Origin of the sequence: Bradyrhizobium sp. CCBAU 45321, assembly GCF_028128975.1 — a bacterium.
GTDB lineage: Bacteria > Pseudomonadota > Alphaproteobacteria > Rhizobiales > Xanthobacteraceae > Bradyrhizobium > Bradyrhizobium yuanmingense.
Genome location: NZ_LFKZ01000126.1, coordinates 108,943 through 131,796, shown reverse-complemented (window position 1 = coordinate 131,796; position 22,854 = coordinate 108,943). Strand labels below are relative to the sequence as shown.

Below are 22,854 nucleotides of genomic sequence, written 5' to 3'. Positions count from 1 at the left end.
GCAACCAAAGGATTTTGCGCATGAACGTGCTTTGCCGCCTCGCCCTGATTGTTCTCCTGGCTGGAATCTCCCGCCACGCAGCCGCCGACACACCGGACCTCATCTCGTCGCTGAAGCAGGGCGGCTACGTCCTGATCTTCCGACACACCGCGACTGACGACAGCCAGAAGGATGTCTATCCCTTCAAGTTCGACGACATGAGTGCCCAGCGTCAGCTCAGCGAGAAGGGCAGGGACGCGGCGCGCCAGATCGGGACGGCGGTCAAGGACCTCGCGATCCCCATCGGCGACGTCTACACCAGCCGCCTGAACCGCGCGGTCGAAGCCGGCAAGCTGATCTCCGGCCGTGAGGTCAAGCCGGTCGATGCCCTGACCGACAGCAGCAACGCCAGCGCATCGGGAATGGCAAACCCGACCGGCGCCAATACCAAGGCCGGGCAGGCCGTGCGTCAGCTCGTCGATGCGCCGCCGCAGGCCGGCACCAACACCGTCCTGGTCACCCACAAGACCAACATCGCCGATGCCTTCGGCAAGGACGCCGGCAACGTCGGGGAAGGCGAGGCCTTCGTCTACAAGGCCGGCGGCTCGGGCCCCGCCACCTTCGCAGGTCGCATCACGCTTGCGGATTGGATCGCGAAAGCGGGCAGGTGAGGACCTGCCGCTCCGCCACGATGTTGTGCTACGGACATCATCTGGCGAACGAGCGAAGAGCTGGCGAACACGTGAGAACATCGGAGAATCGTTCATTCCTCATCCTGCTCGGCGCGATCTCCGTCGCGTTCGTCTGGGTGCTTTGGCCGTTCTCCGGTGCCGTGTTGTGGGCCACGCTGCTGGCCATCATCTTCGCCCCGTTCTATCGGCGGGTCCTGAAATCCGTGCCCGAAAAGCACAACCTTGCCGCCCTCGCCACCGTCATCGTGGTGGTCGTCATGGTCCTGATCCCCGTGGCGATCATCATCGCGTCGCTGATCGACCAGGGCGGGGAGCTGTATCAGCGCGTTCAGAGCGGGGAGATCAGCCTGGCTCATCCCCTGCAGCAGCTGAAATCCGCGCTGCCCGCCTGGGCTGCGTCGCTCGGGGACCGCCTGGCCGGCATCGATCTTTCGGCCCTGAGGGAACGCCTGTCGGGTCTGGTCGTCCCGGCCGGCCAACAGCTGGCCGGGCACGCGATCAACATCGGTCAGGTGACGCTGGAGTTCGTCGCAAGCCTGCTCGTGATGCTGTACCTGCTGTTCTTCCTGCTGCGCGACGGTGACGAGCTCAATGCCCGCATTCGCGAGGCGCTCCCGCTGAGCCCGAGCCATACCGCCGAAATTCTCGATGTCTTCACCCTGGCGGTTCGTGGAACGATCAAGGGCATCGTTCTCGTCGCTTTGATACAGGGAGCGCTCGGCGGGCTCATCTTCTGGCTGCTCGGCCTCACAGCGCCGCTGCTGGCGGGCGCACTGATGGCGCTGCTCTCGCTGCTGCCGGTGCTCGGCTCCGCGCTGGTCTGGGTTCCAGTTGCGCTTTACCTGCTTGTTGCAGGTTCGGTCACGAAGGGCCTCATCCTGCTCGCTTTCGGCACCTTCGTGATCGGCCTTGCGGACAATTTTCTCCGCCCGATCCTGGTCGGCCAGTCGATCCAGATGCCGAGCTATGTCGTGCTGCTTGCCACGCTGGGCGGCCTTGCGACGTTCGGAGCGAACGGGTTCGTCATCGGCCCGCTCGTTGCTGCGATGTTTCTGACGACTTGGCACATCTTCGTCGTCGGGAAAGCGCGAGATGACGTCCGAAAGTGACCTTCATTCCTTGGCCGGCCGGTCTAGGATCTCGCGCACACGCAGCGCCAGCTTCGCTTGCGAGACGGGCTTCTCGAGAACATCGACCCCTTCATCCAGGCGGCCCTGGTGGACGACGGCGTTCCTGGAATATCCGGTCATATAAAGAGTCTTGAGTCCCGGCCGAATCTGCTGCGCCCGTCTCCCGAGCTCGCGACCGTTGATTCCGGGCATGACGACATCGGTTAGAAGCAGATCCACTCTCGGCTCCTCCTGGAGCAGAATCGTCAGAGCGCCTTGAGCGCTCGGCGCGGAGAGGACGCGATAATTGAGGTCGCGCAGGACATCGCACACATAGGCCCTGAGGTCGGCATCATCCTCGACAACGAGAAGGGTCTCAATCTTCTCGCCTTCGGGCAACACGTCTTCCGGCTCGTTGGCAGGCGCCCGGCTCGTGCCGAGATAACGAGGGAAGTACATCTTGATGCTCGTGCCGTGGCCGACCTCGCTGTAGATCTTCACGTGCCCGCCGGATTGCTTGACGAAGCCATAGACCTGGCTGAGACCGAGTCCCGTGCCGTGCCCCGGCTCTTTCGTCGTGAAAAAGGGCTCGAAGGCATGATCGAGCACCTCGCTCGACATTCCGCTTCCGGTGTCGGTCACACAAATTACGACGTACTGACCTGGCGACAGCTCGGGATTGATGCGGCTGTAATCATCATCGGCCGAGACATTCACGGCCTCGACGGTGAGCTTGCCGCCGTCCGGCATGGCGTCGCGGGCGTTGATGGCGAGATTGATGATCGCCGACTCCAGATGGTTTGCGTCGGCTTCGATCTGCCACAGGCCCGCGCTCCCGACAGTCTCGACTTCGATCCGTTCGCCGAGCGTACGCTGCAGGAAATCCTGCACGCCGTTCAGGAAGTTGTTGACGTTGATCGGCTTCGGATCAAGTGCCTGGCGGCGCGAGAAGGCAAGCAAGCGGCTGGTCAGCGCCGCAGCTCTCTGGGCACCACGCTTGGCGTGGCCGAGAGCGCGCTGGAGATTGCCGCTGCCGGCCAATTGGCGGGCATTGCGCTCCGCAGTCTCGATGTTGCCCAGCACGATCATGAGCAGGTTGTTGAAATCGTGCGCGATGCCGCCGCTGAGCTGTCCGACGGCCTCGAGCTTCTGCGAGGCGAGCAGTTGCTCCTGAACCTGCTTGAGCTCGTCCTGTGCGCGCTTGCGTTCGGTGAGATCGCGCGTGACCTTGGCGAAACCGATGACCTCGCCTGTCTCGCCGACGATTCGATCGATGATGACGGACGCCCAGAAGCGCGTTCCATCCCTTCGTAACCGCCAGCCTTCGGCCTCGAAGCGGCCGTGCTCGCGAGCTTCTGCCAACGCGCGCTTGGGGACTCCGCTTGCGATATCTTCCGGCGTGTAGAACCGGCTGAAATGCTGCCCGATGATCTCATCCGGAGCATAGCCTTTGATGCGCTGAGCCCCTGGATTCCAGGTCGCGACGTTGCCCTGCGGGTCGAGCTGGAAAATGGCATAGTCGATCACGGCCTCGATCAAGCGACGGTAGCGTCGCTCACTCTCGAGCAGCTCGGCGTGCGCTTGCTGCCGCTCGGTGATATCCCGCGTCACCTTGGCAAAGCCGATCAGGCGGCCCTGCTCGTCCCTAATCGCGTCGAGGACGACGAGGGCCCAGAACCGGCTGCCGTCCTTGCGCACCCGCCAGCCCTCGGAATGGAAGCGCCCTGTCTCACGCGCTGTCGTCAGCGCCCTGTCGGGCAGGCCCGCGGCGCGATCCTCGGGCGTGTAGAACGCCGAGAACGACTTGCCGACGATTTCGCCTGCGGAATAACCCTTGAGACGCTCGGCCCCCACATTCCAGGTCCGTACGATCCCATCGGTATCGAGCATGAAGATCGCATAGTCGACGATCGCGTTGACCAGCAGCTCGAGACGGCGTCCGTCCTCGAGCTCGTCGAGCGGCGTTTGACTCATGCGGGTCCTCGAGACGCGAGCAACGGGCGGGGTTGCTCAACGAATAGGCAGCAACAAAAGTTCCCGGCACTAAGATATATCTACGCTGATGGGTCCGCCCGCTCGACTAGGCTGTGCGGGAACGACCGAACGAGCCCACTCGACCGCTTCTGGCGAACCGACTACATGCCGCATGAGTGAGGAATCGGGGGCCGCAAGTCGATCGGGCGGCCCCTGAGTGCCCTTGAAGACCGTGTCGGTCTGAGCTGCGCGCTTGCAATGCGGGCAAACGAAGAGATGCGCGATGATCGGGACCGGCTCGTCCGCGAGCAATTCGGAGCGATACCATCTCATCTCGACGTGGCAGTCCGGACATGTCGGCGCTTCCAGATGCTCTGCAGCGCTTCTGAGACGATCAACCATGGCCCCTCACGTTGTCGAAGGCCATAACCCAATACCCTTTGCCGGTCTGCATCAAAAGATACTCAGCGGGAAAATTGCAACCGGCTCGGCTGTTCCGGCTTGGCTACAGCCGCCTGAGCGCCACGCTCTCCACCGTGTGGTCGGCGCCCTTCTTGAGGATCAACGTCGCACGGGGCCGGGTCGGCAGGATGTTGTCCTCGAGATTGGCGAGGTTGGTGCGCTCCCAGATCGCGATCGCGGTCGCGGTGGCTTCCTCGTCCGACAACAGCGCATAACGGTTGAAGTATGATTTTGGATTGGTGAACGCGGTGTCGCGCAGCGCCAGGAAGCGCTTGATGTACCATTGCCGCAGCGCCGCTTCGTCGGCGTCGATATAGACCGAGAAATCGAAGAAGTCGGAAACCACCGGCACCGCCTTGCCGTCGCGCGGCAGCTTGCCGGTCTGCAGCACGTTGACGCCCTCGACAATCAGTATGTCGGGCTGGTCGATCTCGGCCCATTGGTTCGGCACGATGTCGTAGGTCAGATGCGAATAGACCGGCGCACGGACGTGGCGGCGGCCGGCCTTGATGTCGGAGAGGAAGTTGAGCAGCATCGGCAGATCGTAGCTCTCCGGAAAACCCTTCTTCTGCATGATGCCGTGCCGCTCGAGCACCGCGTTGGGATAGAGAAATCCGTCCGTGGTGATCAGCTCGACCTTCGGCCGCGGCGACCAGCGCGCCAGGAGCGCCTGGAGCACGCGCGCCGTGGTGGATTTCCCGACCGCCACCGAGCCGGCGACGCCGATGATGTAGGGCACCTTGCGGTCCCTGATGTTGAGGAACTGGCGCTCGGCGTAATACAGCCGCTGCATCGCATCGACGTAGATCGACAACAGGCGCGACAGCGGCAGATAGATGTCTTCGACCTCCTGCAGGTCAAGGCGATCGTGCAGCGAACGCAGCCGGTCGAACTCGCCCGGCTCTAGCGTCATCGGCGTATCGTCGCGCAGTCGCGCCCATTCCTCGCGCGTATAAACGCGGTAGGGATTGTACTGCTGCTCGGGTGCGCGGATATCCATGACGCCGCCTTTCCGTTGCGATCTATTCGCCCTTGCCTAGCCGCCCTTGCGCGACGCCTTCTCTTCCAGCCCGGACATCGTGGTCCGCTTGTCCAGCGCGGCCTCGACCTCTTCCAGCTTTATGCCGCGTGCCTTCAGCAGCACAAGGAAATGATAGAGCAGGTCGGCACTTTCAGCGATCAGATGCGCGCGATCGTTTTCGACTGCAGCGATTACGGTTTCGACTGCTTCCTCGCCGAACTTCTTGGCGCAATGCTCGGGGCCCTTGTCGAGCAGCTTGCGGGTATAGGACGCGTCGCCGCCGGACGCTGCGCGGGCGTCGATGGTTTCGGCCAGATCATGGATCGTGAAACGCGGCATCGGACTCACTCGGAAACACATGGGACCACGGCGGCTATCCCCAGCCACCAGCGTAGCATTCTTATGAACGGGAGTCGTCAGGCATCGAGGCGCATCGGCAGCCCGCGTCGCGCCATGTGCTCCTTGGCCTCACGAATCGTAAATTCCCCGAAATGGAAGATCGAAGCCGCCAGCACCGCCGTGGCGTGCCCGTCGCGGATACCGTCGACGAGATGGTCGAGATTACCGACGCCGCCCGAGGCGATCACGGGAACGGGAACGCTGTCGGCGATCGCCCGGGTCAGCGGAATGTCGAATCCCTGCCTTGTGCCGTCGCGGTCCATTGAGGTGAGCAGGATCTCGCCGGCGCCGAGTGAAACCACCTCCTGGGCGTATTCGATCGCGTCGATGCCGGTCGAGTTGCGCCCGCCATGAGTGAAGATCTCCCAGCGGTCGCCGCCCGGACGCTTGACGCGCTTGGCGTCGATCGCGACCACCACGCACTGCTCGCCGAATTTTTCCGCGGCTTCCTTGACGAATTCGCGCCGCGCCACCGCGGCGCTGTTGATCGACACCTTGTCGGCGCCGGCGCGCAGCAGCGTCTTGATGTCGTTGACCTCGCGCACGCCGCCGCCAACGGTGACAGGCATGAAGCAGGCTTCCGCCGTGCGACGGACCACGTCCAGCATGATGCCGCGGTTCTCGTGGGTCGCGGTGATGTCGAGGAAGGTGAGCTCGTCGGCGCCGGCGGCGTCATAGGCGATGGCGGCTTCGACGGGGTCGCCGGCATCCCTGAGATCGACGAAATTGACGCCCTTGACGACGCGGCCGTCCTTGACGTCGAGGCAGGGGATCACGCGCACCTTGAACATGGGTCAGCTCCTGCGCGTGTCGCGAATCAAGGTGAGGGCCACAGTTGGATCGAGCCGGCCGTCATAGAGCGCGCGGCCGGCGATCGCGCCGGCGAGCTTCTTCGCGCGCGGCGTCAGCATGGCTTTCACGTCCTCGATCGAGGCGAGGCCGCCGGAGGCGATCACGGGAATCGAGATGGCATCGGCCAGCGCGATGGTCGCCTCTAAGTTCAAGCCCTTGAGCAGGCCGTCTCGCGCGATGTCGGTGAAGATGATGGCGGCAACGCCCGCATCCTCGAAGCGCTTGGCAATCTCGAGCACAGTCACCTGCGAAGTCTCGGCCCAGCCTTCGACCGCGACCTTGCCGTCACGGGCGTCGAGCCCGACCGCGACCCGCCCGGGAAATTTCTTCGCCGCAGACTTCACCAGCTCCGGATTGCGCACCGCGGCGGTGCCAATGATGACGCGGGTGATGCCCTTGTCGAGCCAGGCTTCGACGGTCGCGAGATGGCGAATGCCGCCGCCGAGCTGCACCGGAATCTTGATCGTCTTCAACATCGCCTCGACCGCCCCGGCATTCACCGGCTTGCCGGCGAAGGCACCGTCGAGGTCGACGACGTGGAGATATTCAAAACCCTGCTCGGCAAAGCTCTGCGCCTGCGCGGCCGGATCGAGGTTGAACACGGTCGCGCGCGCCATGTCGCCTTGCTCGAGGCGCACGCACTGGCCGTTCTTGAGGTCGATCGCGGGAAAGAGAATCAAGGTTTCCATCGCAAGAAGTTCGAGATCAGGGCCAAACCAAAACGCTGGCTCTTTTCGGGGTGAAACTGCGTTCCGATGGCGGTGTCCTTGCCGACGATCGCGGTGACGGGCCCGCCGTAATCGGCGCGGGCGAGCACGTCCGCCTCGCTGGCAGGGTTGAGGTGATAGGAGTGCACGAAATATGCGTGCTGACCCTTCGGACCGAGCGGCAGCTTGTCCAGCAACGGATGCTCCCTGAGCACCTCGAGCGTATTCCAGCCCATGTGCGGAATCTTCAGGCTTTCATCGCGCGGCGTGATCTTCTCGACGTCGCCGCCGATCCAGTTCAGGCCTTCGGTGACGACGTGTTCCTTGCCGCGGCTCGCCATCAGCTGCATGCCGACGCAGATGCCGAAGAACGGCCGCGCCTTGACGCGCACCGCTTCGGTGATGGCCTCGACCATGCCGTTGACGGCATCGAGCCCGCGCCGGCAATCGGCGAAGGCACCGACGCCGGGCAGCACCAGGCGGTCAGCCTCGTAAGCCTGGTCCGGATCGCTGGTAACAAAGACCTTTTGCGGGCTCTCCAGGCTGCGCGCGGCGCGCTCGAAGGCCTTCGCGGCGGAATGCAGATTGCCGGAACCGTAATCGATGATGGCGACGCTCATCTTGACCCTCCCGGTTCTGGAAACAACCCAATGATGCCGCCGGCCGGAAGCGGCGGCGGGTTCGAGAATGGCTGACCCGGCACATTGCGGGTCGGCGGAGGGCCGCCGCGATCGACGGCCCATTGATCGCCAGCGCTGCCGTTCTGCTTCTGGCTCCAGCGCTCGAAGAAGCGGCGCTCCGCAGTATCGCTGTCGTCGGCGACGACGATGTCGAGCTGGCGCCATTTGCCGCGCGACAAGGTCCAGCGGCGCAGGCTCGAGGCTTCGAGGCCCATCAGCAGCGCGACGATGCAATCGGCGAAGAAGATCGAGGAGCGCCCGACGCCGAGGCTCGACAGCCCCGCGTTGAACGCGGCCAGGAAGATCAGATAGCCGATCAGCGCCAGCCACAGCCGATTCCACAACAGCCAGAACGGACCGAAGATCATCGCCCAGAAATGGAAGCCGTCGCGCACGAACACGATCCTGTCGGTCGCGCGCGGGTCGGCTCCTGCGGGTGAGGGAGCGTGAACTGTGTAGACAGGCATGGTGATGCCCCGTTCTCGAAATTCAGTGATGCCGCCAGCAGCCTTCGCCGCAAGACGGAAGATGTCAGCCGCCGAGCGAGCCCTTGGTGGACGGGATTTCGCCCGCCGCCTTCGGATCGATCGCCACGGCCGTGCGCAACGCCCGCGCCAGACCCTTGAAGCAGGACTCGGCGATATGATGGCTGTTATCGCCATATAGGGTCTCGACGTGGAGAGTCACGCCGGCGTTGATGGCAAAGGCCTGGAACCATTCGCGCACCAGCTCGGTGTCGAACTCGCCGATCTTGTGCCGGGGGAAGTCGGCCTTGAACACCAGGAACGGGCGGCCCGAGATGTCGATCACCACGCGCGTCAGCGTCTCGTCCATGGGCATGTGCACGCCGGCGTAGCGGGTGATACCCGCCATGTTGCCGAGCGCCTGCTTGACCGCCTGGCCAAGCGCGATGCCGGTGTCCTCGGTGGTATGGTGATAATCAATGTGCAGATCGCCCACCGCCTTGACCGTGAGGTCGATGCGGGAATGGCGGGCGAGAAGATCGAGCATATGGTCGAAAAAGCCGATGCCGGTCGCGATATTGGCCACGCCGGTGCCATCGAGGTTCACGGAGACCTCGATGTCGGTTTCCTTGGTCTTGCGCTTGATCGTCGCGGTGCGCATTGAAAGCTGGCTTTCATCCTAGCTAGGGAGCCGAAAACGCCAGTCTCTTAACAGCCAAATGACACCTTCGCTACTGCGGGAACGGCCGGCCGGACCTCTACTTCTGCCTATGGTGAGCGAAATTCGGCCCGGAACGGCCCGTTGTGCCCTTGGTCCCGACCGCCTAAATCAGGCCGGACAGTGAGGTATTCATGCAGGACTCCCAGAACAGCTCGCCGGGCTGGCACGGCACCACGATTCTAACGGTCCGCAAGGGCGGCAAGGTGGTGGTCGGCGGCGACGGCCAGGTCTCGATCGGCCAGACCGTGATCAAGTCCAATGCCAAGAAGGTCCGCAAGCTCGGCAAGGGCGACGTGATCGGCGGCTTTGCCGGCGCCACGGCTGACGCCTTCACGCTGTTCGAGCGGCTCGAATCCAAGCTCGAGCAATATCCGGGGCAGCTGACCCGGGCGGCGGTGGAGCTCGCCAAGGACTGGCGCACCGACCGCTATCTGCGGCGGCTGGAGGCCATGATGATCGTGGCTGACAGGGACGTCTCCCTGGTGCTGACAGGCACCGGCGACGTGCTCGAACCCGAGGCCGGCGTGATGGCGATCGGCTCCGGCGGCAATTACGCGCTGGCGGCGGCCCGGGCTCTGCTCGACACCGACAAGGACGCCGAGACCATCGTCCGCCGCTCGCTGGACATCGCCGCGGACATCTGCGTCTACACCAACCGGAATCTGACGATCGAGAGCCTGGCTACGGGGTAGGGCGGAGGGGTCATTTGTCCGAGAGCCTCTCCGCACGATCGGTGCAGCCTCTCCCTCTTGCGGGGGAGGTCGGCGCGAAGCGCCGGGTGGGGGCTCTTCCCTCTGGGGGATTGTCCCATTGCGGAAACACCCTCTCCCCAACCCTCTCCCGCAAGCGGGAGAGGGAGAGCAGCACCGCTGTGGGCGCTAGATGACGCAAAGCTACACCTTCCGTCCCATGACCGCGGCCGACATGCCGCTGATCCGGCGCTGGCTCGACGCACCGCATGTCGCCGAGTGGTGGCATGATCCGGAGACGCTTGAATTCGTCGGCGGCGACCTCGATCATCCTGACCTGGCGCAATTCATCGTCAGCCGTGACGGCCGGCCTTTCGCCTACCTGCAGTGCTACCGGCTCGGCGATTGGCATGTCAGCTTCGGCCCGCAGCCCGTGGGCACTCGCGGCCTCGATCAGTTCATCGGCGAGGCTGACATGCTCGGACGCGGCCACGGCTCCGCTTTCATCCGCGCCTTCATCGACCAGCTCTTCGCGCGCGGTGTGCCGCGCATCGTGATAGACCCGAGTCCTTCCAATGCGCGCGCGATTCGTGCCTATGAGAAAGCTGGCTTCGTGCCGCAGCACGAGATCGTCACGCCCGACGGTCCCGCACTCCTGATGATCCGAGACCCATGACGCTCGCCGCAAGCCCCGCTGCCAAGACCACCTTCCCGCCGCTCGCCTGGGTCGGCATCGCGCTGCTGCTGCTGGCGCTGCAAGCCGCGATCCTGCTTGCGATGGGACGGGTGCCGATCTGCGCCTGCGGCACCATCAAGCTGTGGCACGGCGTGGTGAACAGCTCGGAGAATTCCCAGCAGATTGCAGACTGGTACACGTTCTCACACGTGCTGCACGGCTTCCTGTTCTACGGCCTGACCTGGCTGCTGTTCGCGCGGTTACCCTTCCTGCCTCTCTCCTGGCCCGCACGGCTGATCATCGCGATGCTGATCGAAGGCGCCTGGGAGATCGTCGAGAACTCGCCCTTCATCATCGAGCGCTACCGCGCCGGCACGATCTCGCTGGATTATTACGGCGACAGCATCCTCAATTCGGTCTCGGACAATCTGGCCATGATCTTGGGGTTCCTGGCCGCTCGCGCGCTGCCTGTCACCGCGACTGTGCTGCTGGGGCTGGCCTTCGAGATCGTGCTGGCGCTCCACATTCGCGACAATCTGACGCTCAATATCCTGATGCTGATCCATCCGATCGATGCCGTGAAGCAGTGGCAATCCGGCCCGCCGATCATCTGACCCAAAATGCGGCTTGTCCTTGGCCGTCTCCCGCCCTAGCTAATCAGACATGACAGACTTCTCCCCCCGCGAAATCGTTTCCGAACTCGACCGTTTCATCGTCGGCCAGGGCGACGCCAAGCGCGCCGTCTCGATCGCGCTGCGCAACCGCTGGCGCCGGCAGCAGCTCACCGGCTCCTTGCGCGAGGAGGTGCTGCCGAAGAACATCCTGATGATCGGCCCCACCGGCGTCGGCAAGACGGAAATCGCGCGGCGGCTCGCCAAGCTCGCAAATGCGCCGTTCCTGAAGGTGGAAGCGACCAAATTCACCGAGGTCGGCTATGTCGGCCGCGACGTCGAGCAGATCATCCGCGATCTCGTCGAGGTCGCAATCGCGCAGGTGCGCGAGCGCAAGCGCAAGGACGTGCAGGCGCGCGCCCAGCTTGCCGCCGAGGAGCGCGTGCTCGATGCGCTGGTCGGCGCCAATGCGAGCTCGGCGACGCGCGAATCCTTCCGCAAGAAGCTGCGCGCCGGCGAACTGAACGACAAGGAAATCGAGATCGAGACGCAGTCGTCGGGCGGCGGCATGCCGATGTTCGAGATCCCGGGCATGCCGGGCGCCCAGATGGGCGCGATCTCGCTCGGCGACATCTTCGGCAAGCTCGGCGGCCGCAGCAAGACGCGCCGGCTGACGGTGGAGAGCTCGCACGAGATCCTCGTCAACGAGGAATCCGACAAGCTCTTGGACACCGAGCAGCTGACGCTGGAGGCGATCAGCGCGGTCGAGAACAACGGCATCGTGTTCCTGGACGAGATCGACAAGATCTGCGCCCGCGACGGCCGGGTCGGCGGCGACGTCTCGCGCGAGGGCGTCCAGCGCGATCTGCTGCCGCTGATCGAGGGCACCACGGTCTCGACCAAGCACGGCGCGGTCAAGACCGACCACATCCTGTTCATTGCGTCGGGCGCCTTCCACGTCGCCAAGCCGTCCGACCTCTTGCCGGAATTGCAGGGCCGCCTTCCGATCCGCGTCGAGTTGCAGGCGCTGACCCGCGACGACATGCGCCGCATCCTGACCGAGCCCGAGGCCTCGCTGATCAAGCAATATGTCGCCCTGATGCAGACCGAAGGCGTGACACTCGACATCACCGACAGCGCCATCGACGCGCTGGCCGACATTGCGGTTGCCGTCAATTCGACGGTCGAGAACATCGGCGCCCGGCGGCTGCAGACCGTGATGGAGCGGGTGCTGGACGAGATCTCCTTCACCGCCCCCGACCGCAACGGCGAGACCGTTCGGCTCGATGCGGATTACGTGCAAAAGCACATCGGCGACCTCGCCAAGAACGCGGATCTCAGCCGGTTCATTTTGTAATTCAGGGCGGTCACGCTATGGATGCGGCGTGACCGTACGCATCCTGCAAAATCCCTGGCGGCTCCTGCTCGCGATCAACGCGGCGGTCATCGTTGGCGTGCTCATTCACAAGATCCAGCTGCCGCCCTATGTCCCGTACATCCACCTCCTGGTCGACTATCATTTCGGCTTCATCAAGCGCGCGCTGATCGGGGCAATCGTCGCGCTGTTCACCGACAAGGTGCCGGTATGGCCAGTGTTCGCGCTCGGCGGGGCGACGTGGCTTGCAACGCTGGGCCTCTATGCCAGGCTCTTCCAGAACACGTTCGGCTTCTCCGCGAAAACGCTGCCGCTGTTCGTCTTCACCGCCGGCTCGCCGTTCTTCCTGAAGAACTTCATGCACACGCTCGGCCATTTCGACATCTATGGCTGCGCGCTGGCGATCATCCTGCTGCTGATGCCGGCGGGCTCGCTGGTCTTCGTGGTCATGGCTGCGCTGTTCTCGATCGTTCTCGTGCTGATCCATCACATTCATCTCTTGATGTACGTGCCGACGATCATCACCATCGTCGTGATCCGGCATTACCTTGCTTACGGCTGTGACCGCAGCAATGTTGTCTTCGGCGGGGTCGCTCTCGCCATTGTCTCCGCGCTGTTCTTCGCCGCGCAGTTTCTGGGAACGATGCCGGTCCCCGAAGCGGACTTCGTCGCCTATCTCAAAAGCCGGATGGCCGATCCTGCGCGCATCGACCTCTTGCAATTCGCCTACATCTGGTACCAGCCGCTGGCGAAGGAGGTTGCCGACACCTGGGGCCGCCTGCCGCACAACATCCTCGGCGTGCCCGTGTTCGCGCTTCTGATCTGGCTGCACGCGCCGCTGTGGCGCTTCTTTGCCAGCCTGATCGGCGCGCTCGCCGGCGATCTGCACAAGCGGCTCGTCATCGCAGCACTGGTCGGCATCAGTGTCGCCTATCTTGTGATGTTCGCTATGGTGTTCGACTATTCACGCTGGATCTCGAACTGGGCGGTCTGCATGTTCCTGATCCTGCACGCGGTGAAGATGCTGCCGGCCAAGCAGGAAGCAGCGCCGATTCCGGCGGAGGATCGGAAGACCAACATCTTCGGTTTGATACTCACGCTGATCCCACGCGTCGGAATCATCCGGCCGTTTTAGAGCTCTGCTTGCGCGGCATCGGAGGTGCGCTCCCTCTCCCGCTTGCGGGAGAGGGTTGGGGAGAGGGCTTTCTCGGCGGCGGGAATCCCCAAGAGGAGAGAGCCCTCACCCGGCGCTTCGCGCCGACCTCTCCCGCAAGCGGGAGAGGTGTAGAACCGCTAACCCCTGGGGCGCCTGATCCGCACATACAGCGCCCCCTCGCCGCCATGGCCGATCGCGGCTTCCTCGAAGCCGACCACGAAGGCGCGGAATTCCGGCAGGCTGAGCCATTCCGGCACTTGGCGGCGGAGCACGCCGCTTTCGCCGCCGCTGCGTCCCTTGCCGGTGATGACGAGCACGAAGGTGAGGCCGTCCTGATGGGCGCGGTGCAGGAAGCCGGCCAGCGCGCGATGGGCGCGCATCTGGGTCATGCCGTGCAGGTCGAGCCGCGCCTCGATCTCGCTGCGGCCGCGCGACAGCTTGGTCCGCTCGCGCTTGCCAAGCGGCGCCAGCGGCGGAATAGACGGCTTTGCAACGCGCGGCGCCGGTGCAGCGGCAACCGGCCTTGACGGTGGCGAAGTCCTCGTCACCTGGGACCCGGGCGAAGATTCGGCGCGCGGGGTAGCATGCGCCTTGGCCGCGCGATGCTTTCGCAGCGGCTTGACATGCTTTGCGACGAGATCCCACAGCTCGCGCTCCTCCTCGCTCAGCGCGCGACGACGCGGCGAGGGGCGAGGCTCCAGCACGGGCGGACGGGACGGCCGTTTCATTGCGGGCGATGGGGACGATTCTTCGCCGGACGGCGCGGCTCAGGGGCAGGCTCGATCGCGGGACGTGGCACGGGCAGGGGAATGGGGCCGGCGACCGCAATCGTTTCGGTCTTGCCTTGCGTTGCCGCGGCGACAGGCGTGCCAGTCTTCGCCGGATCGGTTTGCGGAAACAGCTTTGCGATCTTCTCGGCGGGCCTTGGGTCCGGGATCGGCAGCTTCGCGGCGCGCGGGGCGGGATCGAGGCTCTTCGGCACTAGCATCACGAATTGCATGGGGTGGCGCAGCCGGCCGGAGACACGGCCGGCATCCGCGCCGGCGCCGAAAAACAGATCGGCCCGTGCGGGCCCGATGATGGCAGAGCCGGTGTCCTGCGCGATCATCAGCCGGCGGAACGGCGTCTTGGCGCGTTCCGACTCGATCGGAAGCTCGCCCTCGATGAAGAACGGCGTGCCGTAGACATGCAGCGATTTGTCGACCGCGATGGAGCGCCCCGCGGTCAAGGGAATGCCTTGCGCGCCGACTGCCTCCTCCTTGTCGGAGAGGTTGACCTCGCGGAAGAAGATGTAGGCGCGGTTCGCGCGGCGCAGCTCCTTGGCGCCGTCGGGGTTCTGCGCCATCCACTCCCTGATCTTCTGCATCGACATCTCCTCTCTCGGGATGATGCCGCGCTCGATCAGGATGCGACCGACCGCCGTGTAGGGATAGCCGTTATAGGCATCGTAATTGAGCCGAACCGAGCTGCCGTCGTCGAACTTGATGCGGGCCGAGCCCTGGATCTGCGCGAACAACAGATCGGTCGGATCCTTCAGCCAGGCAATCTCGAGCCCGCGGCCGGCGATCTTGCCGTCCTCGATCTCGCCGCGGTCGTAATAGGGCACCAGCTTGCGGCGGCCGATCTTGCGATAGACCGGGCCCTTGTTGGGCAGGCTGAGCGCATCCTGCTTGTAGCCGCGCACGAACAGGTTCGAGGGACGGCGATAGACCGGCACGTTGTAGACATCGGTCTGCGTTCGCGATCCCTCCAGCACCGGCTCGTAATAGCCGGTGACGAATCCGTCGGGCTCGCCGAGCCGCGAGATCCGCAGCGGCGTGAAGTTCTCCTCGAAGAAGCTCTTCGCTTTGCCGTCGTCGACGAGATCGAGGGTTTTGGCAACCCGGCAGGGCTCGCCCAGCGAGGTGCCCAAAGCTTTGGGCTCGGCCTTGGCTTCGCCGTTCTGCGCATTGATCGGCTTGCAGCTGGCGCGGAAGGTCTTGTACGCGGCGAGATGATTGTCGTCGCCCCATCCCTTCACGTCCGCCCAGGCCAGCGGCAGATATTGCGCGCCGGGAATTTCGAACGGCAGGGTGAGCTGCGGATAGGGCAAGGCCCGCGGCGGAGCGGCAGGCGTTCGCGGCAGATGGTGGTAGTGGCTGCGATGGTGACGCCGCGCCGCCTCGGCACCGAGCGAAAACGACGACAGCGCGACGGCGGCTGCGCAAAGCGCCGTCGCGCCGTTCTTCAGGAAGATCTTAATTCGCGCTTCCGGTGCCAACCAGCTTCCAATTCGGATCGCGAGAGGAGGTGTCGCGGGCGAAAGTCCAGATATCGGTGATGTCGGCGACCGTGTCGGCGCTGCCGTCGACGATGTTGCCGGCCTTGTCGCGCGTGGCCGAGATCATCTGCGAGACGAAGCGCACGGTGAGCTGCGCACTGCGATCGCGCAACTCGGCGCCGACGAGCTCGGCCTTGTCGATCGACACGAACCGCGTCTCGGTCTTCTGCTCGTTCTTCTCGCGCTCCTTGATCGCGGCGTCGAAGCTGTCATAGACGTCCGACGACAACAGATCGCGCAGCGCGCGGCGGTCGCCATTGGCAAAAGCCAGCACGATCATCTCGTAGGCGCCGCGCGCACCCGAGAGGAAATGGCGCGGGTCGAAGCTGGAATCCTTCTCGACGATGGCATCGAGACCCTGCGCCAGCGGCGTGCCCGGCTCGGTCAGCCCCTTCCAGCGATCGGCCGGCGCGGTCGGCTCGGCCGTCGGCGCCAGCGGGGCCTGGTCGATCACCTTGCCCGGCATGGTCACGACGTTGTTGTCCTGGGCGCCTCCGAGCGCGTTGCGGGCGGCGGTGCGATCGAACGGCGGCCGCTCGTTGCCGGTACGCTGCCCCAGCACGCTACGCAGCCGCAAGAAGATGAAGACGGCCAGCGCCAGGAATATGATGGTGTAGATGTCCACGTCGTATTCGCTTTCTGGTCTTTGCAGGGCTCGTTGCCGGGAAAATCAATCCGGCCAGTAGACCGTTCCTTACGGAAACGGCAAGACTACATCACCATTTTGGGTCCACGTCAGGTCCGTGGGATGTAGGCACGAAATCTGGCCCGGCCAATGGCGCCTTTTGGCACAGCGCCAAGTGTAGCGCGTTTTATGCTTAAGGGGAAACCCGATCCTGTCCGGAAATGGCGCATCTTCAATCGTTTAAGGCGAAATTTCGCGGAAAAGGCAGGAGGAACGTCAAAGGCGCGATTGCGGCCCGAATTCCTGGTCCGGGACCGTTCGTCCTTGTGGAACGAGCCGGCCCTATGTTAGCCAACCGCCGCGAAATTCAGCCCCAATCGGGTAAGGAGACACTTTCATGACCAACGGTAACGGTACCCCTCCCGAGGCGGCTCAGGCTCCCCAGCTCAACGTGCTGGCGCAATACACCAAGGACCTCTCGTTCGAAAATCCCAACGCGCCGAGCTCACTTCAGCCGCAGAGCCAGCCGCCGCAGATCAACATCCAGATCAACGTCAACGCCAACAATCTCAGTGAACAGGAATTCGAGGTGACGTTGTCGGTCGAGGGCAAGGCCGAGACCGCCGGTAAAGTGATGTTCTCGTTCGAGCTCGCCTATGCCGGCGTGTTCCGGATCGTCAACGTGCCCAAGGAGAACCTGCACCCGCTGGTCATGATCGAGTGCCCGCGCCTGTTGTTCCCGTTCGCACGCGAGATCATTGCGACGGCGGTTCGCGATGGCGGGTTCCCGCCGCTGATGCTGGATCCGGTCGACTTCGTCGGTCTCTACCGCCAGAACATGGAGCGGCAAATGGCCGCTCAGGGCGGACAGGCCGGTCAGGCCTGAGCCGCCGCCAGCACGGCTGGAGCGGGCAGGTACTCGTTCCAGATCGCCTTGTCGCCGAGCGTTGCGATGAAGGCCCGATGGGCCTCGCGCTCGGCTTCGGAAATCCGCGGCGCGAGCGGCACCGGGCGTTGCCGCCGCGGCGCATCGCCGGTGCTACTGACCCTGATCTCCTCGGCGTCCGAGGCCAGCAGCAGCTGCGACTGCCGCGCTCCGACCAGATCGACGTAGACCTCGGCGAGCAGCTCGGCGTCCAGCAGCGCGCCGTGCTTGGTACGGTGTGAATTGTCGATCGAATAGCGCGAGCAGAGATCGTCGAGCCGGTTGGACACGCCGGGATGCTTGCGACGCGCCAGCAGCAGCGTATCGACCAGGCGCTCGCGCGGGATCGCAGCGCGCTTGATGCGGTCGAGCTCGGCATTGATGAAGCCGATGTCGAACGAGGCGTTGTGGATCACCAGCGGGGCGTCGCCGATGAATGCCAGAAAGTCGTCGGCGACCTCGTGGAACAACGGCTTGGTCGCCAGGAACTCGGACGACAATCCGTGCACCGCAAACGCTTCCGCCGGCATGTCCCGCTCGGGGTTGATGTAGACGTGATACGTCTGTCCGGTCGGCATGCGGTTGAAGATCTCGACGCAGCCGATCTCGACCAACCGATCGCCGCGCAGCGGATCGAGGCCGGTGGTTTCGGTGTCGAGGACGATTTCGCGCATGTCTCTTGGAAGCCGTGTGAGGCGGCGAATCAGGTCCGCCGCTGCGGCATCTTAACGACCTCGGCCAGGATGTGCGCGATTTGGGCCCGCACAGGGTCAAGTCCGTGTGAGGTATCCACCACGAAATCGGCCCGCTTGCGCTTCTCGGCATCCGGCATCTGCTTGGCGATGATGGCATCGAGCTTGGCCTCGTCCATCGTGCCGCGCGCCAGCACCCGCTGGCGCTGCAGCTCCGGCGAGGTCGAGACGACGACCACGGCATCGACCCGTTTCTCGCCGCCGGTCTCGAACAGCAGCGGGATGTCCAGCACCACGACCGGCGCCTTGGCGGCCTCGGCGTCGGCAAAGAATTTCTGCCGGGACGCGCCGAGCATGGGATGAACGATCTGCTCGAGCTGCTTGATCGCGACGGGATCGTGAACGACGCGCGCCGACAGCTTTTGCCGGTCGACCTTGCCATTCGCGGTGGTGCCGGGGAAAGCGGCCTCGATCGCGGGGGCGGCCTCGCCCTCATAGAGCTGATGCACGGCGGCATCGGCGTCGTAGACGGGGACGCCGGCCTCCGCGAACAATGTCGCGGTGGTGGATTTGCCCATCCCGATCGAGCCGGTCAGTCCGAGAATTCGCATCAGCACCCAGCCTTCTCTCGCATCTACACCGCAATTAGCTGCTCGCTGCGCAGATACGCAAGCAGCGGCAGCAGCGGCAGGCCGAGAATGGTGAAATGGTCGCCCTCGATGCGCTCGAACAGATGGATGCCGAGGCCCTCGAGCTGATAGGCGCCGACGCTACTGGTCACAGCGTCGCCCGCGGCGTCGAGATAGGCCGAAAGCTCGGCTTCGCTCATTCCCCGCATGGTCATGCGCGCCACGGAAATGTCCTCGAAGAGAATCCTGCCATCCTGCGCCACGGCGACGGCGGAATTCAGCTCGTGCGTCTGACCGGCGAGATCGCGCAATTGCGCCAGCGCCTGGGTGCGGCCTGCCGGCTTGTTGAAGAGACGGCTCCCGAGCGCCAGCGTCTGGTCGGCGCCGATCACATGATGTCCGGGATAACAGGCAGAAACAGCCTTGGCCTTTTCGCGGGCCAAGAGCAGGGCGATCTCGCGCGGGTTGGAGAGCTTTGACGCGGCCTGGATGCCACGCTCGTCGATATCAGCGGTGACGGCTTCGAAGTCGAGCCCGGCATTGGCCAGCAGCATTTTGCGCGCGCTGCTTTGCGAGGCCAGGATCAACGGACTTTTGCCGCGCCACAGACTCATCGACGACACTTACTCGGACGGCCGGTTGCGCTGGCGATCGCTATACAGCTTCATGATCGCCGCCGCGGTTTCCTCGATGGAGCGGCGCGTGACGTCCAGCAGCGGCCAGTCATGCTTGGCGCTCAGCTTGCGCGCGAACGCGACCTCCTCCGTGACCGACTGCTTGTCGGTGTAGGTATCGCTGCCGCTGCTGGACTCGGCGCCCATGGACAGCAGGCGGTTCTGCCGGATCTGAATCAGGCGTTCCGGCGTCGCGTGCAGGCTAACCACCAGCGGCCGCGTCAGCGTCTCCAATTGCGGGGGCACCGGAATGCCTGGCACCAGCGGCACGTTGGCGGTGCGAATGCCGCGATTGGCGAGATAGATCGATGTCGGCGTCTTCGATGTCCGGGACACCCCGACCAGTACCACGTCGGCCTCGTCGAGACCTTCGACATGCTGACCGTCGTCATGGATCATCGTGTAGTTCAAGGCATCGATGCGCTTGAAATATTCCGCGTTGAGCACGTGCTGGGCGCCGACACGGCCGGTGGTCGCTGCTCCCAGATAGGCCTCGAACAGCTGCATCACCGGCCCGATGATCGAGAGGCTCGGAACATTGATCTGCTTGCACTTATCCTCGAGTCTGGCGACCAGATCCTTCTCGAGCAGCGTGAACAGCACGATCCCCGGAGCTTCCTCGATCTCATCGAGCACGCGGTCGAGCTGCTTCTGGCTGCGCACCAGCGGATAGACGTGCTCGACCGGCGTCACGTTGGCGTATTGGGCCGCGACCGCGCGCGCCACGGTGATGAGCGTCTCACCCGTGGAGTCCGAGACCAGGTGGAGATGGAAATAATTGTTCGAGGTCGGCACAAAAACCCTTTGAATTTCGTTGGGGTGGTTTGTGGATTTCTGTGGAGCTTAACCTCTCGGAAAGGGATGCGCGACACCAGGGGCGGGACAAGGCGTGATTTTCTTCACACCGCTGCCGGTCAGGACAAATCCGACGCCCCGCCGAGAGGGAAACGGGATTGCGCGGACAAGTCCCTTGATAAGCTGCCGATACAATCGCGCAAGCCTTTGAAGCCGGCTGACTTATCGGAAGTCGACAAAGGCGGTCCGGAATATGTGGATGGATGTGAACAAGCGCACGTGAACGCGCGGACGGAATTGTGTGAGTCCAATCCACGGTCACATAGACTCAAACCTTAAGAATCTAAGATTCTAGATTTGAGGAAGGCGCTACGGAGGGATATGTGTGCGGGGTAAGACCTTAACGGGTTCTTACTATCCCCAGCGTTCCCCGCGCTGGGCAGCAAGCCGGACCCCCCGAAAATGTTCGAAGACGTCTATCTCTGGATCAAGGCGCTACACGTGATCGCCGTCATCTCCTGGATGGCCGGCATGCTCTACCTGCCGCGGCTGTTCGTCTATCACTGCGAGGCCGAAATCGGCTCGAAGCAGTCGGAGACGTTCAAGGTGATGGAACGCCGGCTGCTCAAGGCAATCATCAACCCCGCGATGATGGTCACCTGGCTCGCCGGGCTCTATCTCGCCTGGTCCGGGCATTGGTTCTCGTTCGGCTGGCTGCACGTCAAACTGGCACTGGTCCTGGTGCTCTCGGCGGTCCACGGCTATTTTTCACGCTGGGTCAAGGATTTCGCCGCCGATCGCCGCCCGCGAAGCCAGAAATTCTATCGGATTATCAACGAGGTGCCGACCGTCCTGATGATTTTCATCGTCATCTTGGTGATCGTGAAGCCGTTCTAGGCAGCCCGCGCGACGATTCGCTCAGCGCTTCGGCTTGCGGAGCGCTAGGCGATTTTCTATATTATCGATATCCCACCCAACGCAGGCGGATGTGGTTGTGTCCGAGCCTTCCAGAGGCCGGACCCCGCATCAGGATTGAAGCCTCACCGGCGTTCACCTTGCCAGACCTGCGGACCTTACCTGCACCTGCTCGCGTCCGCATTTCAGAGCCTCCTCGCACCCCCTCTTTTCAGGTTACCCCACAGGACCACCCCAATGCGGGAAATCAAACTCGAAGACCTCAAGTCCAAAACGCCGGCCGAGCTCGTCTCGTTCGCGGAGGAGAATGGGGTCGAGAATGCCAGCACCATGCGCAAGCAGGAGCTGCTGTTCGCCATCCTTAAGCAGCTGGCGCTCGCCGAAACCGATATTGTCGGCCAGGGCGTCGTCGAAGTTCTCTCCGACGGCTTCGGCTTTCTCCGCTCGCCCGACGCGAATTATCTGCCGGGCCCCGACGACATCTACGTGTCGCCCTCGCAGATCCGCCGTTTCGGCCTGCGCACCGGCGACACCATCGAAGGCCACATCCGCAGCCCGAAAGAGGGCGAACGCTACTTCGCGCTGCTGAAGGTCAACACGCTCAATTTCGAGGACCCGGAAAAGGCCAAGCACAAGGTCAATTTCGACAACCTCACGCCGCTGTTTCCGAATCAGCGTTTCCGCATGGAGATCGACGACCCCACGCGGAAAGACCTGTCGGCACGCGTGATCGACATCGTCGCGCCCATCGGCAAGGGCCAGCGCGCCTTGATCGTGGCGCCGCCGCGCACCGGTAAAACCGTGCTGATGCAGAACATCGCGCATTCGATCACGCACAATCACCCCGAATGCTATTTGATCGTGCTCTTGATCGACGAGCGTCCGGAAGAAGTCACGGACATGCAGCGCTCGGTGAAGGGCGAGGTCGTGTCCTCGACCTTCGACGAGCCGGCGGTCCGCCACGTCCAGGTCGCCGAGATGGTGATCGAGAAGGCAAAACGCCTGGTCGAGCACGGCCGCGACGTCGTGATCCTGCTCGATTCGATCACGCGCCTCGGCCGCGCCTACAACACCGTGGTGCCGTCATCCGGCAAGGTGCTGACCGGCGGTGTCGATGCCAACGCGCTGCAGCGTCCGAAGCGCTTCTTCGGCGCGGCCCGCAACATTGAGGAGGGCGGCTCGCTGACCATCATCGCGACCGCGCTGGTCGATACCGGCAGCCGCATGGACGAAGTCATCTTCGAAGAGTTCAAGGGCACCGGTAACTCCGAACTGATCCTGGACCGCAAGGTCTCGGACAAGCGCACCTTCCCGGCAATCGATATCTCGCGCTCCGGCACCCGCAAGGAGGAGCTCATCACCGATCCGCAGGTGCTCAAGAAGATGTACGTGCTCCGCCGCATCCTCAATCCGATGGGGACGATGGACGCGATCGACTTCCTGCTCGACAAGCTGCGCTCGACCAAGAGCAATTCGGAGTTCTTCGACTCCATGAACACCTGAGTGCACTGCAATAAAGAATTCTGGGGCGCCTTCAGGCGCCCCTTTTTGCTGCGGTTTTGCTGCAGCGAATGTGCAGCATGAGCGGCAGCCGCTACCCGATCTCCGTTTCTCTTTAAGCTGTTGATATCGAAAAGTAATACTTGAAATTCTGGTCGGCCTCTCCTCTTCCGATCAGGCAAACTGCAGCAAAAGGCTGCGGTTATATTGCG

The 22,854-nt window shown here is 63.7% G+C and carries 25 protein-coding genes; 10 read left to right on the top strand and 15 right to left on the bottom strand.

Translation table 11 applies throughout. The features are described 5' to 3' along the window. The first annotated feature begins 20 nt into the window (after positions 1-20). Entirely contained in the window at positions 21-650 is a 630-nt protein-coding gene (locus tag ACM43_RS24005; protein WP_271543269.1) for a histidine phosphatase family protein, read from the top strand. Positions 651-721: 71 nt separating this feature from the next. Next, positions 722-1,780 carry an AI-2E family transporter gene (locus ACM43_RS24000; protein ID WP_271543267.1) on the top strand — a complete coding sequence of 353 codons (1,059 nt, stop codon included), beginning with the start codon at positions 722-724 and terminating at the stop codon, positions 1,778-1,780. 3 nt (positions 1,781-1,783) lie between these two features. Here ACM43_RS24000 and ACM43_RS23995 read toward each other — a convergent pair whose 3' ends face one another. From ACM43_RS23995 to hisB, 8 genes are all read right to left on the bottom strand, one after another. Continuing rightward, positions 1,784-3,754, bottom strand: a complete 1,971-nt coding sequence (locus tag ACM43_RS23995; RefSeq protein WP_271543265.1) for a hybrid sensor histidine kinase/response regulator — start codon at positions 3,752-3,754, stop codon at positions 1,784-1,786. Positions 3,755-4,259: 505 nt separating this feature from the next. After that, a complete protein-coding gene (coaA, locus tag ACM43_RS23990) occupies positions 4,260-5,216 on the bottom strand; it encodes a type I pantothenate kinase (protein WP_036003185.1) in 957 nt (318 codons plus the stop codon). Positions 5,217-5,252: 36 nt separating this feature from the next. Further along, positions 5,253-5,576: a phosphoribosyl-ATP diphosphatase gene (locus ACM43_RS23985; RefSeq protein WP_271543263.1), complete on the bottom strand. Its 324-nt coding sequence runs from the start codon at positions 5,574-5,576 to the stop codon at positions 5,253-5,255. 77 nt (positions 5,577-5,653) lie between these two features. Then, complete coding sequence (gene hisF / locus ACM43_RS23980; protein ID WP_057025778.1) at positions 5,654-6,427, bottom strand: imidazole glycerol phosphate synthase subunit HisF; 774 nt, start codon at positions 6,425-6,427, stop codon at positions 5,654-5,656. Between the two features lie 3 nt (positions 6,428-6,430). Continuing rightward, positions 6,431-7,168: a 1-(5-phosphoribosyl)-5-[(5-phosphoribosylamino)methylideneamino]imidazole-4-carboxamide isomerase gene (gene hisA / locus ACM43_RS23975; protein ID WP_271543692.1), complete on the bottom strand. Its 738-nt coding sequence runs from the start codon at positions 7,166-7,168 to the stop codon at positions 6,431-6,433. After that, a complete protein-coding gene (gene hisH / locus ACM43_RS23970; protein WP_271543260.1) occupies positions 7,165-7,815 on the bottom strand; it encodes an imidazole glycerol phosphate synthase subunit HisH in 651 nt (216 codons plus the stop codon). The genes hisA and hisH overlap by 4 nt, the downstream gene beginning before the upstream one ends. Next, positions 7,812-8,342 (bottom strand): DUF2628 domain-containing protein, encoded by a 531-nt coding sequence (locus tag ACM43_RS23965; protein WP_271543258.1) that lies wholly within the window; start codon positions 8,340-8,342, stop codon positions 7,812-7,814. The genes hisH and ACM43_RS23965 overlap by 4 nt, the downstream gene beginning before the upstream one ends. A 64-nt stretch (positions 8,343-8,406) precedes the next feature. Continuing rightward, positions 8,407-9,000, bottom strand: coding sequence for an imidazoleglycerol-phosphate dehydratase HisB (gene hisB / locus ACM43_RS23960; RefSeq protein ID WP_036044988.1), 594 nt, complete (start codon positions 8,998-9,000; stop codon positions 8,407-8,409). 191 nt (positions 9,001-9,191) lie between these two features. Between hisB and hslV the strand changes: the two genes are divergently transcribed. The 5 genes from hslV to ACM43_RS23935 all read left to right on the top strand — a co-directional run bounded on the left by hslV (position 9,192) and on the right by ACM43_RS23935 (position 13,546). After that, on the top strand, positions 9,192-9,752 hold the full coding sequence (gene hslV / locus ACM43_RS23955) for an ATP-dependent protease subunit HslV (protein WP_036003154.1): 561 nt from the start codon (positions 9,192-9,194) through the stop codon (positions 9,750-9,752). Between the two features lie 190 nt (positions 9,753-9,942). Continuing rightward, on the top strand, positions 9,943-10,425 hold the full coding sequence (locus tag ACM43_RS23950; protein WP_271543254.1) for a GNAT family N-acetyltransferase: 483 nt from the start codon (positions 9,943-9,945) through the stop codon (positions 10,423-10,425). Continuing rightward, positions 10,422-11,039, top strand: coding sequence for a DUF2585 domain-containing protein (locus tag ACM43_RS23945; protein WP_271543252.1), 618 nt, complete (start codon positions 10,422-10,424; stop codon positions 11,037-11,039). Before ACM43_RS23950 ends, ACM43_RS23945 begins: the two co-directional genes overlap by 4 nt. A 49-nt stretch (positions 11,040-11,088) precedes the next feature. Further along, on the top strand, positions 11,089-12,393 hold the full coding sequence (hslU, locus tag ACM43_RS23940; RefSeq protein WP_036003145.1) for an ATP-dependent protease ATPase subunit HslU: 1,305 nt from the start codon (positions 11,089-11,091) through the stop codon (positions 12,391-12,393). 28 nt (positions 12,394-12,421) lie between these two features. After that, a complete protein-coding gene (locus tag ACM43_RS23935; RefSeq protein WP_271543249.1) occupies positions 12,422-13,546 on the top strand; it encodes a hypothetical protein in 1,125 nt (374 codons plus the stop codon). A gap of 158 nt (positions 13,547-13,704) precedes the next feature. Here the strand turns inward: ACM43_RS23935 and ACM43_RS23930 are convergent, their stop codons facing one another. From ACM43_RS23930 to ACM43_RS23920, 3 genes are read right to left on the bottom strand one after another with little or no spacing between them, the layout of a single operon-like run. Next, positions 13,705-14,295 carry a Smr/MutS family protein gene (locus ACM43_RS23930; RefSeq protein ID WP_157285164.1) on the bottom strand — a complete coding sequence of 197 codons (591 nt, stop codon included), beginning with the start codon at positions 14,293-14,295 and terminating at the stop codon, positions 13,705-13,707. Next, positions 14,292-15,827, bottom strand: a complete 1,536-nt coding sequence (locus ACM43_RS23925) for a murein transglycosylase A (protein WP_271543246.1) — start codon at positions 15,825-15,827, stop codon at positions 14,292-14,294. The genes ACM43_RS23930 and ACM43_RS23925 overlap by 4 nt, the downstream gene beginning before the upstream one ends. Next, complete coding sequence (locus ACM43_RS23920) at positions 15,805-16,512, bottom strand: Tim44/TimA family putative adaptor protein (protein WP_036044972.1); 708 nt, start codon at positions 16,510-16,512, stop codon at positions 15,805-15,807. Before ACM43_RS23920 ends, ACM43_RS23925 begins: the two co-directional genes overlap by 23 nt. A 397-nt stretch (positions 16,513-16,909) precedes the next feature. On the opposite strand from ACM43_RS23920, the gene secB reads away from it, so the two are divergent. Then, a complete protein-coding gene (gene secB, locus ACM43_RS23915; RefSeq protein WP_036003132.1) occupies positions 16,910-17,398 on the top strand; it encodes a protein-export chaperone SecB in 489 nt (162 codons plus the stop codon). Here secB and dnaQ read toward each other — a convergent pair. The 4 genes from dnaQ to ACM43_RS23895 are packed head-to-tail and all read right to left on the bottom strand — an operon-like array spanning position 17,389 to position 20,227. Further along, complete coding sequence (gene dnaQ, locus ACM43_RS23910) at positions 17,389-18,111, bottom strand: DNA polymerase III subunit epsilon (protein WP_271543244.1); 723 nt, start codon at positions 18,109-18,111, stop codon at positions 17,389-17,391. The two genes, secB and dnaQ, sit on opposite strands and share 10 nt — an antisense overlap. A 29-nt stretch (positions 18,112-18,140) precedes the next feature. After that, the gene (gene coaE / locus ACM43_RS23905) at positions 18,141-18,740 is read right to left on the bottom strand and encodes a dephospho-CoA kinase (RefSeq protein WP_271543690.1); all 600 of its coding nucleotides are present in this window, start codon (positions 18,738-18,740) and stop codon (positions 18,141-18,143) included. A gap of 23 nt (positions 18,741-18,763) precedes the next feature. After that, entirely contained in the window at positions 18,764-19,372 is a 609-nt protein-coding gene (locus ACM43_RS23900) for a Maf family nucleotide pyrophosphatase (RefSeq protein ID WP_271543242.1), read from the bottom strand. Positions 19,373-19,381: 9 nt separating this feature from the next. After that, on the bottom strand, positions 19,382-20,227 hold the full coding sequence (locus ACM43_RS23895; RefSeq protein WP_036003121.1) for a pyruvate, water dikinase regulatory protein: 846 nt from the start codon (positions 20,225-20,227) through the stop codon (positions 19,382-19,384). A gap of 462 nt (positions 20,228-20,689) precedes the next feature. Here ACM43_RS23895 and hemJ point away from each other — a divergent pair, with 462 nt between their 5' ends. Further along, the gene (gene hemJ / locus ACM43_RS23890) at positions 20,690-21,124 is read left to right on the top strand and encodes a protoporphyrinogen oxidase HemJ (protein ID WP_271543239.1); all 435 of its coding nucleotides are present in this window, start codon (positions 20,690-20,692) and stop codon (positions 21,122-21,124) included. Between the two features lie 255 nt (positions 21,125-21,379). Then, positions 21,380-22,645, top strand: coding sequence for a transcription termination factor Rho (gene rho / locus ACM43_RS23885; protein ID WP_008133567.1), 1,266 nt, complete (start codon positions 21,380-21,382; stop codon positions 22,643-22,645). Positions 22,646-22,854: the final 209 nt, after the last annotated feature.

Bases quoted from the DNA above. Each gene is read 5' to 3' on its own strand.
- ACM43_RS24005 (WP_271543269.1), top strand. From the start codon at position 21: ATGAACGTGCTTTGCCGCCTCGCCCTGATTGTTCTCCTGGCTGGAATC.
- ACM43_RS23995 (WP_271543265.1), bottom strand. From the start codon at position 3,754: ATGAGTCAAACGCCGCTCGACGAGCTCGAGGACGGACGCCGTCTCGAG.
- coaA (WP_036003185.1), bottom strand. From the start codon at position 5,216: ATGGATATCCGCGCACCCGAGCAGCAGTACAATCCCTACCGCGTTTAT.
- ACM43_RS23985 (WP_271543263.1), bottom strand. From the start codon at position 5,576: ATGCCGCGTTTCACGATCCATGATCTGGCCGAAACCATCGACGCCCGC.
- hisF (WP_057025778.1), bottom strand. From the start codon at position 6,427: ATGTTCAAGGTGCGCGTGATCCCCTGCCTCGACGTCAAGGACGGCCGC.
- hisH (WP_271543260.1), bottom strand. From the start codon at position 7,815: ATGAGCGTCGCCATCATCGATTACGGTTCCGGCAATCTGCATTCCGCC.
- ACM43_RS23965 (WP_271543258.1), bottom strand. From the start codon at position 8,342: ATGCCTGTCTACACAGTTCACGCTCCCTCACCCGCAGGAGCCGACCCG.
- hisB (WP_036044988.1), bottom strand. From the start codon at position 9,000: ATGCGCACCGCGACGATCAAGCGCAAGACCAAGGAAACCGACATCGAG.
- hslV (WP_036003154.1), top strand. From the start codon at position 9,192: ATGCAGGACTCCCAGAACAGCTCGCCGGGCTGGCACGGCACCACGATT.
- ACM43_RS23950 (WP_271543254.1), top strand. From the start codon at position 9,943: ATGACGCAAAGCTACACCTTCCGTCCCATGACCGCGGCCGACATGCCG.
- ACM43_RS23945 (WP_271543252.1), top strand. From the start codon at position 10,422: ATGACGCTCGCCGCAAGCCCCGCTGCCAAGACCACCTTCCCGCCGCTC.
- hslU (WP_036003145.1), top strand. From the start codon at position 11,089: ATGACAGACTTCTCCCCCCGCGAAATCGTTTCCGAACTCGACCGTTTC.
- ACM43_RS23930 (WP_157285164.1), bottom strand. From the start codon at position 14,295: ATGAAACGGCCGTCCCGTCCGCCCGTGCTGGAGCCTCGCCCCTCGCCG.
- secB (WP_036003132.1), top strand. From the start codon at position 16,910: ATGACCAACGGTAACGGTACCCCTCCCGAGGCGGCTCAGGCTCCCCAG.
- dnaQ (WP_271543244.1), bottom strand. From the start codon at position 18,111: ATGCGCGAAATCGTCCTCGACACCGAAACCACCGGCCTCGATCCGCTG.
- coaE (WP_271543690.1), bottom strand. From the start codon at position 18,740: ATGCGAATTCTCGGACTGACCGGCTCGATCGGGATGGGCAAATCCACC.
- ACM43_RS23900 (WP_271543242.1), bottom strand. From the start codon at position 19,372: ATGAGTCTGTGGCGCGGCAAAAGTCCGTTGATCCTGGCCTCGCAAAGC.
- hemJ (WP_271543239.1), top strand. From the start codon at position 20,690: ATGTTCGAAGACGTCTATCTCTGGATCAAGGCGCTACACGTGATCGCC.
- rho (WP_008133567.1), top strand. From the start codon at position 21,380: ATGCGGGAAATCAAACTCGAAGACCTCAAGTCCAAAACGCCGGCCGAG.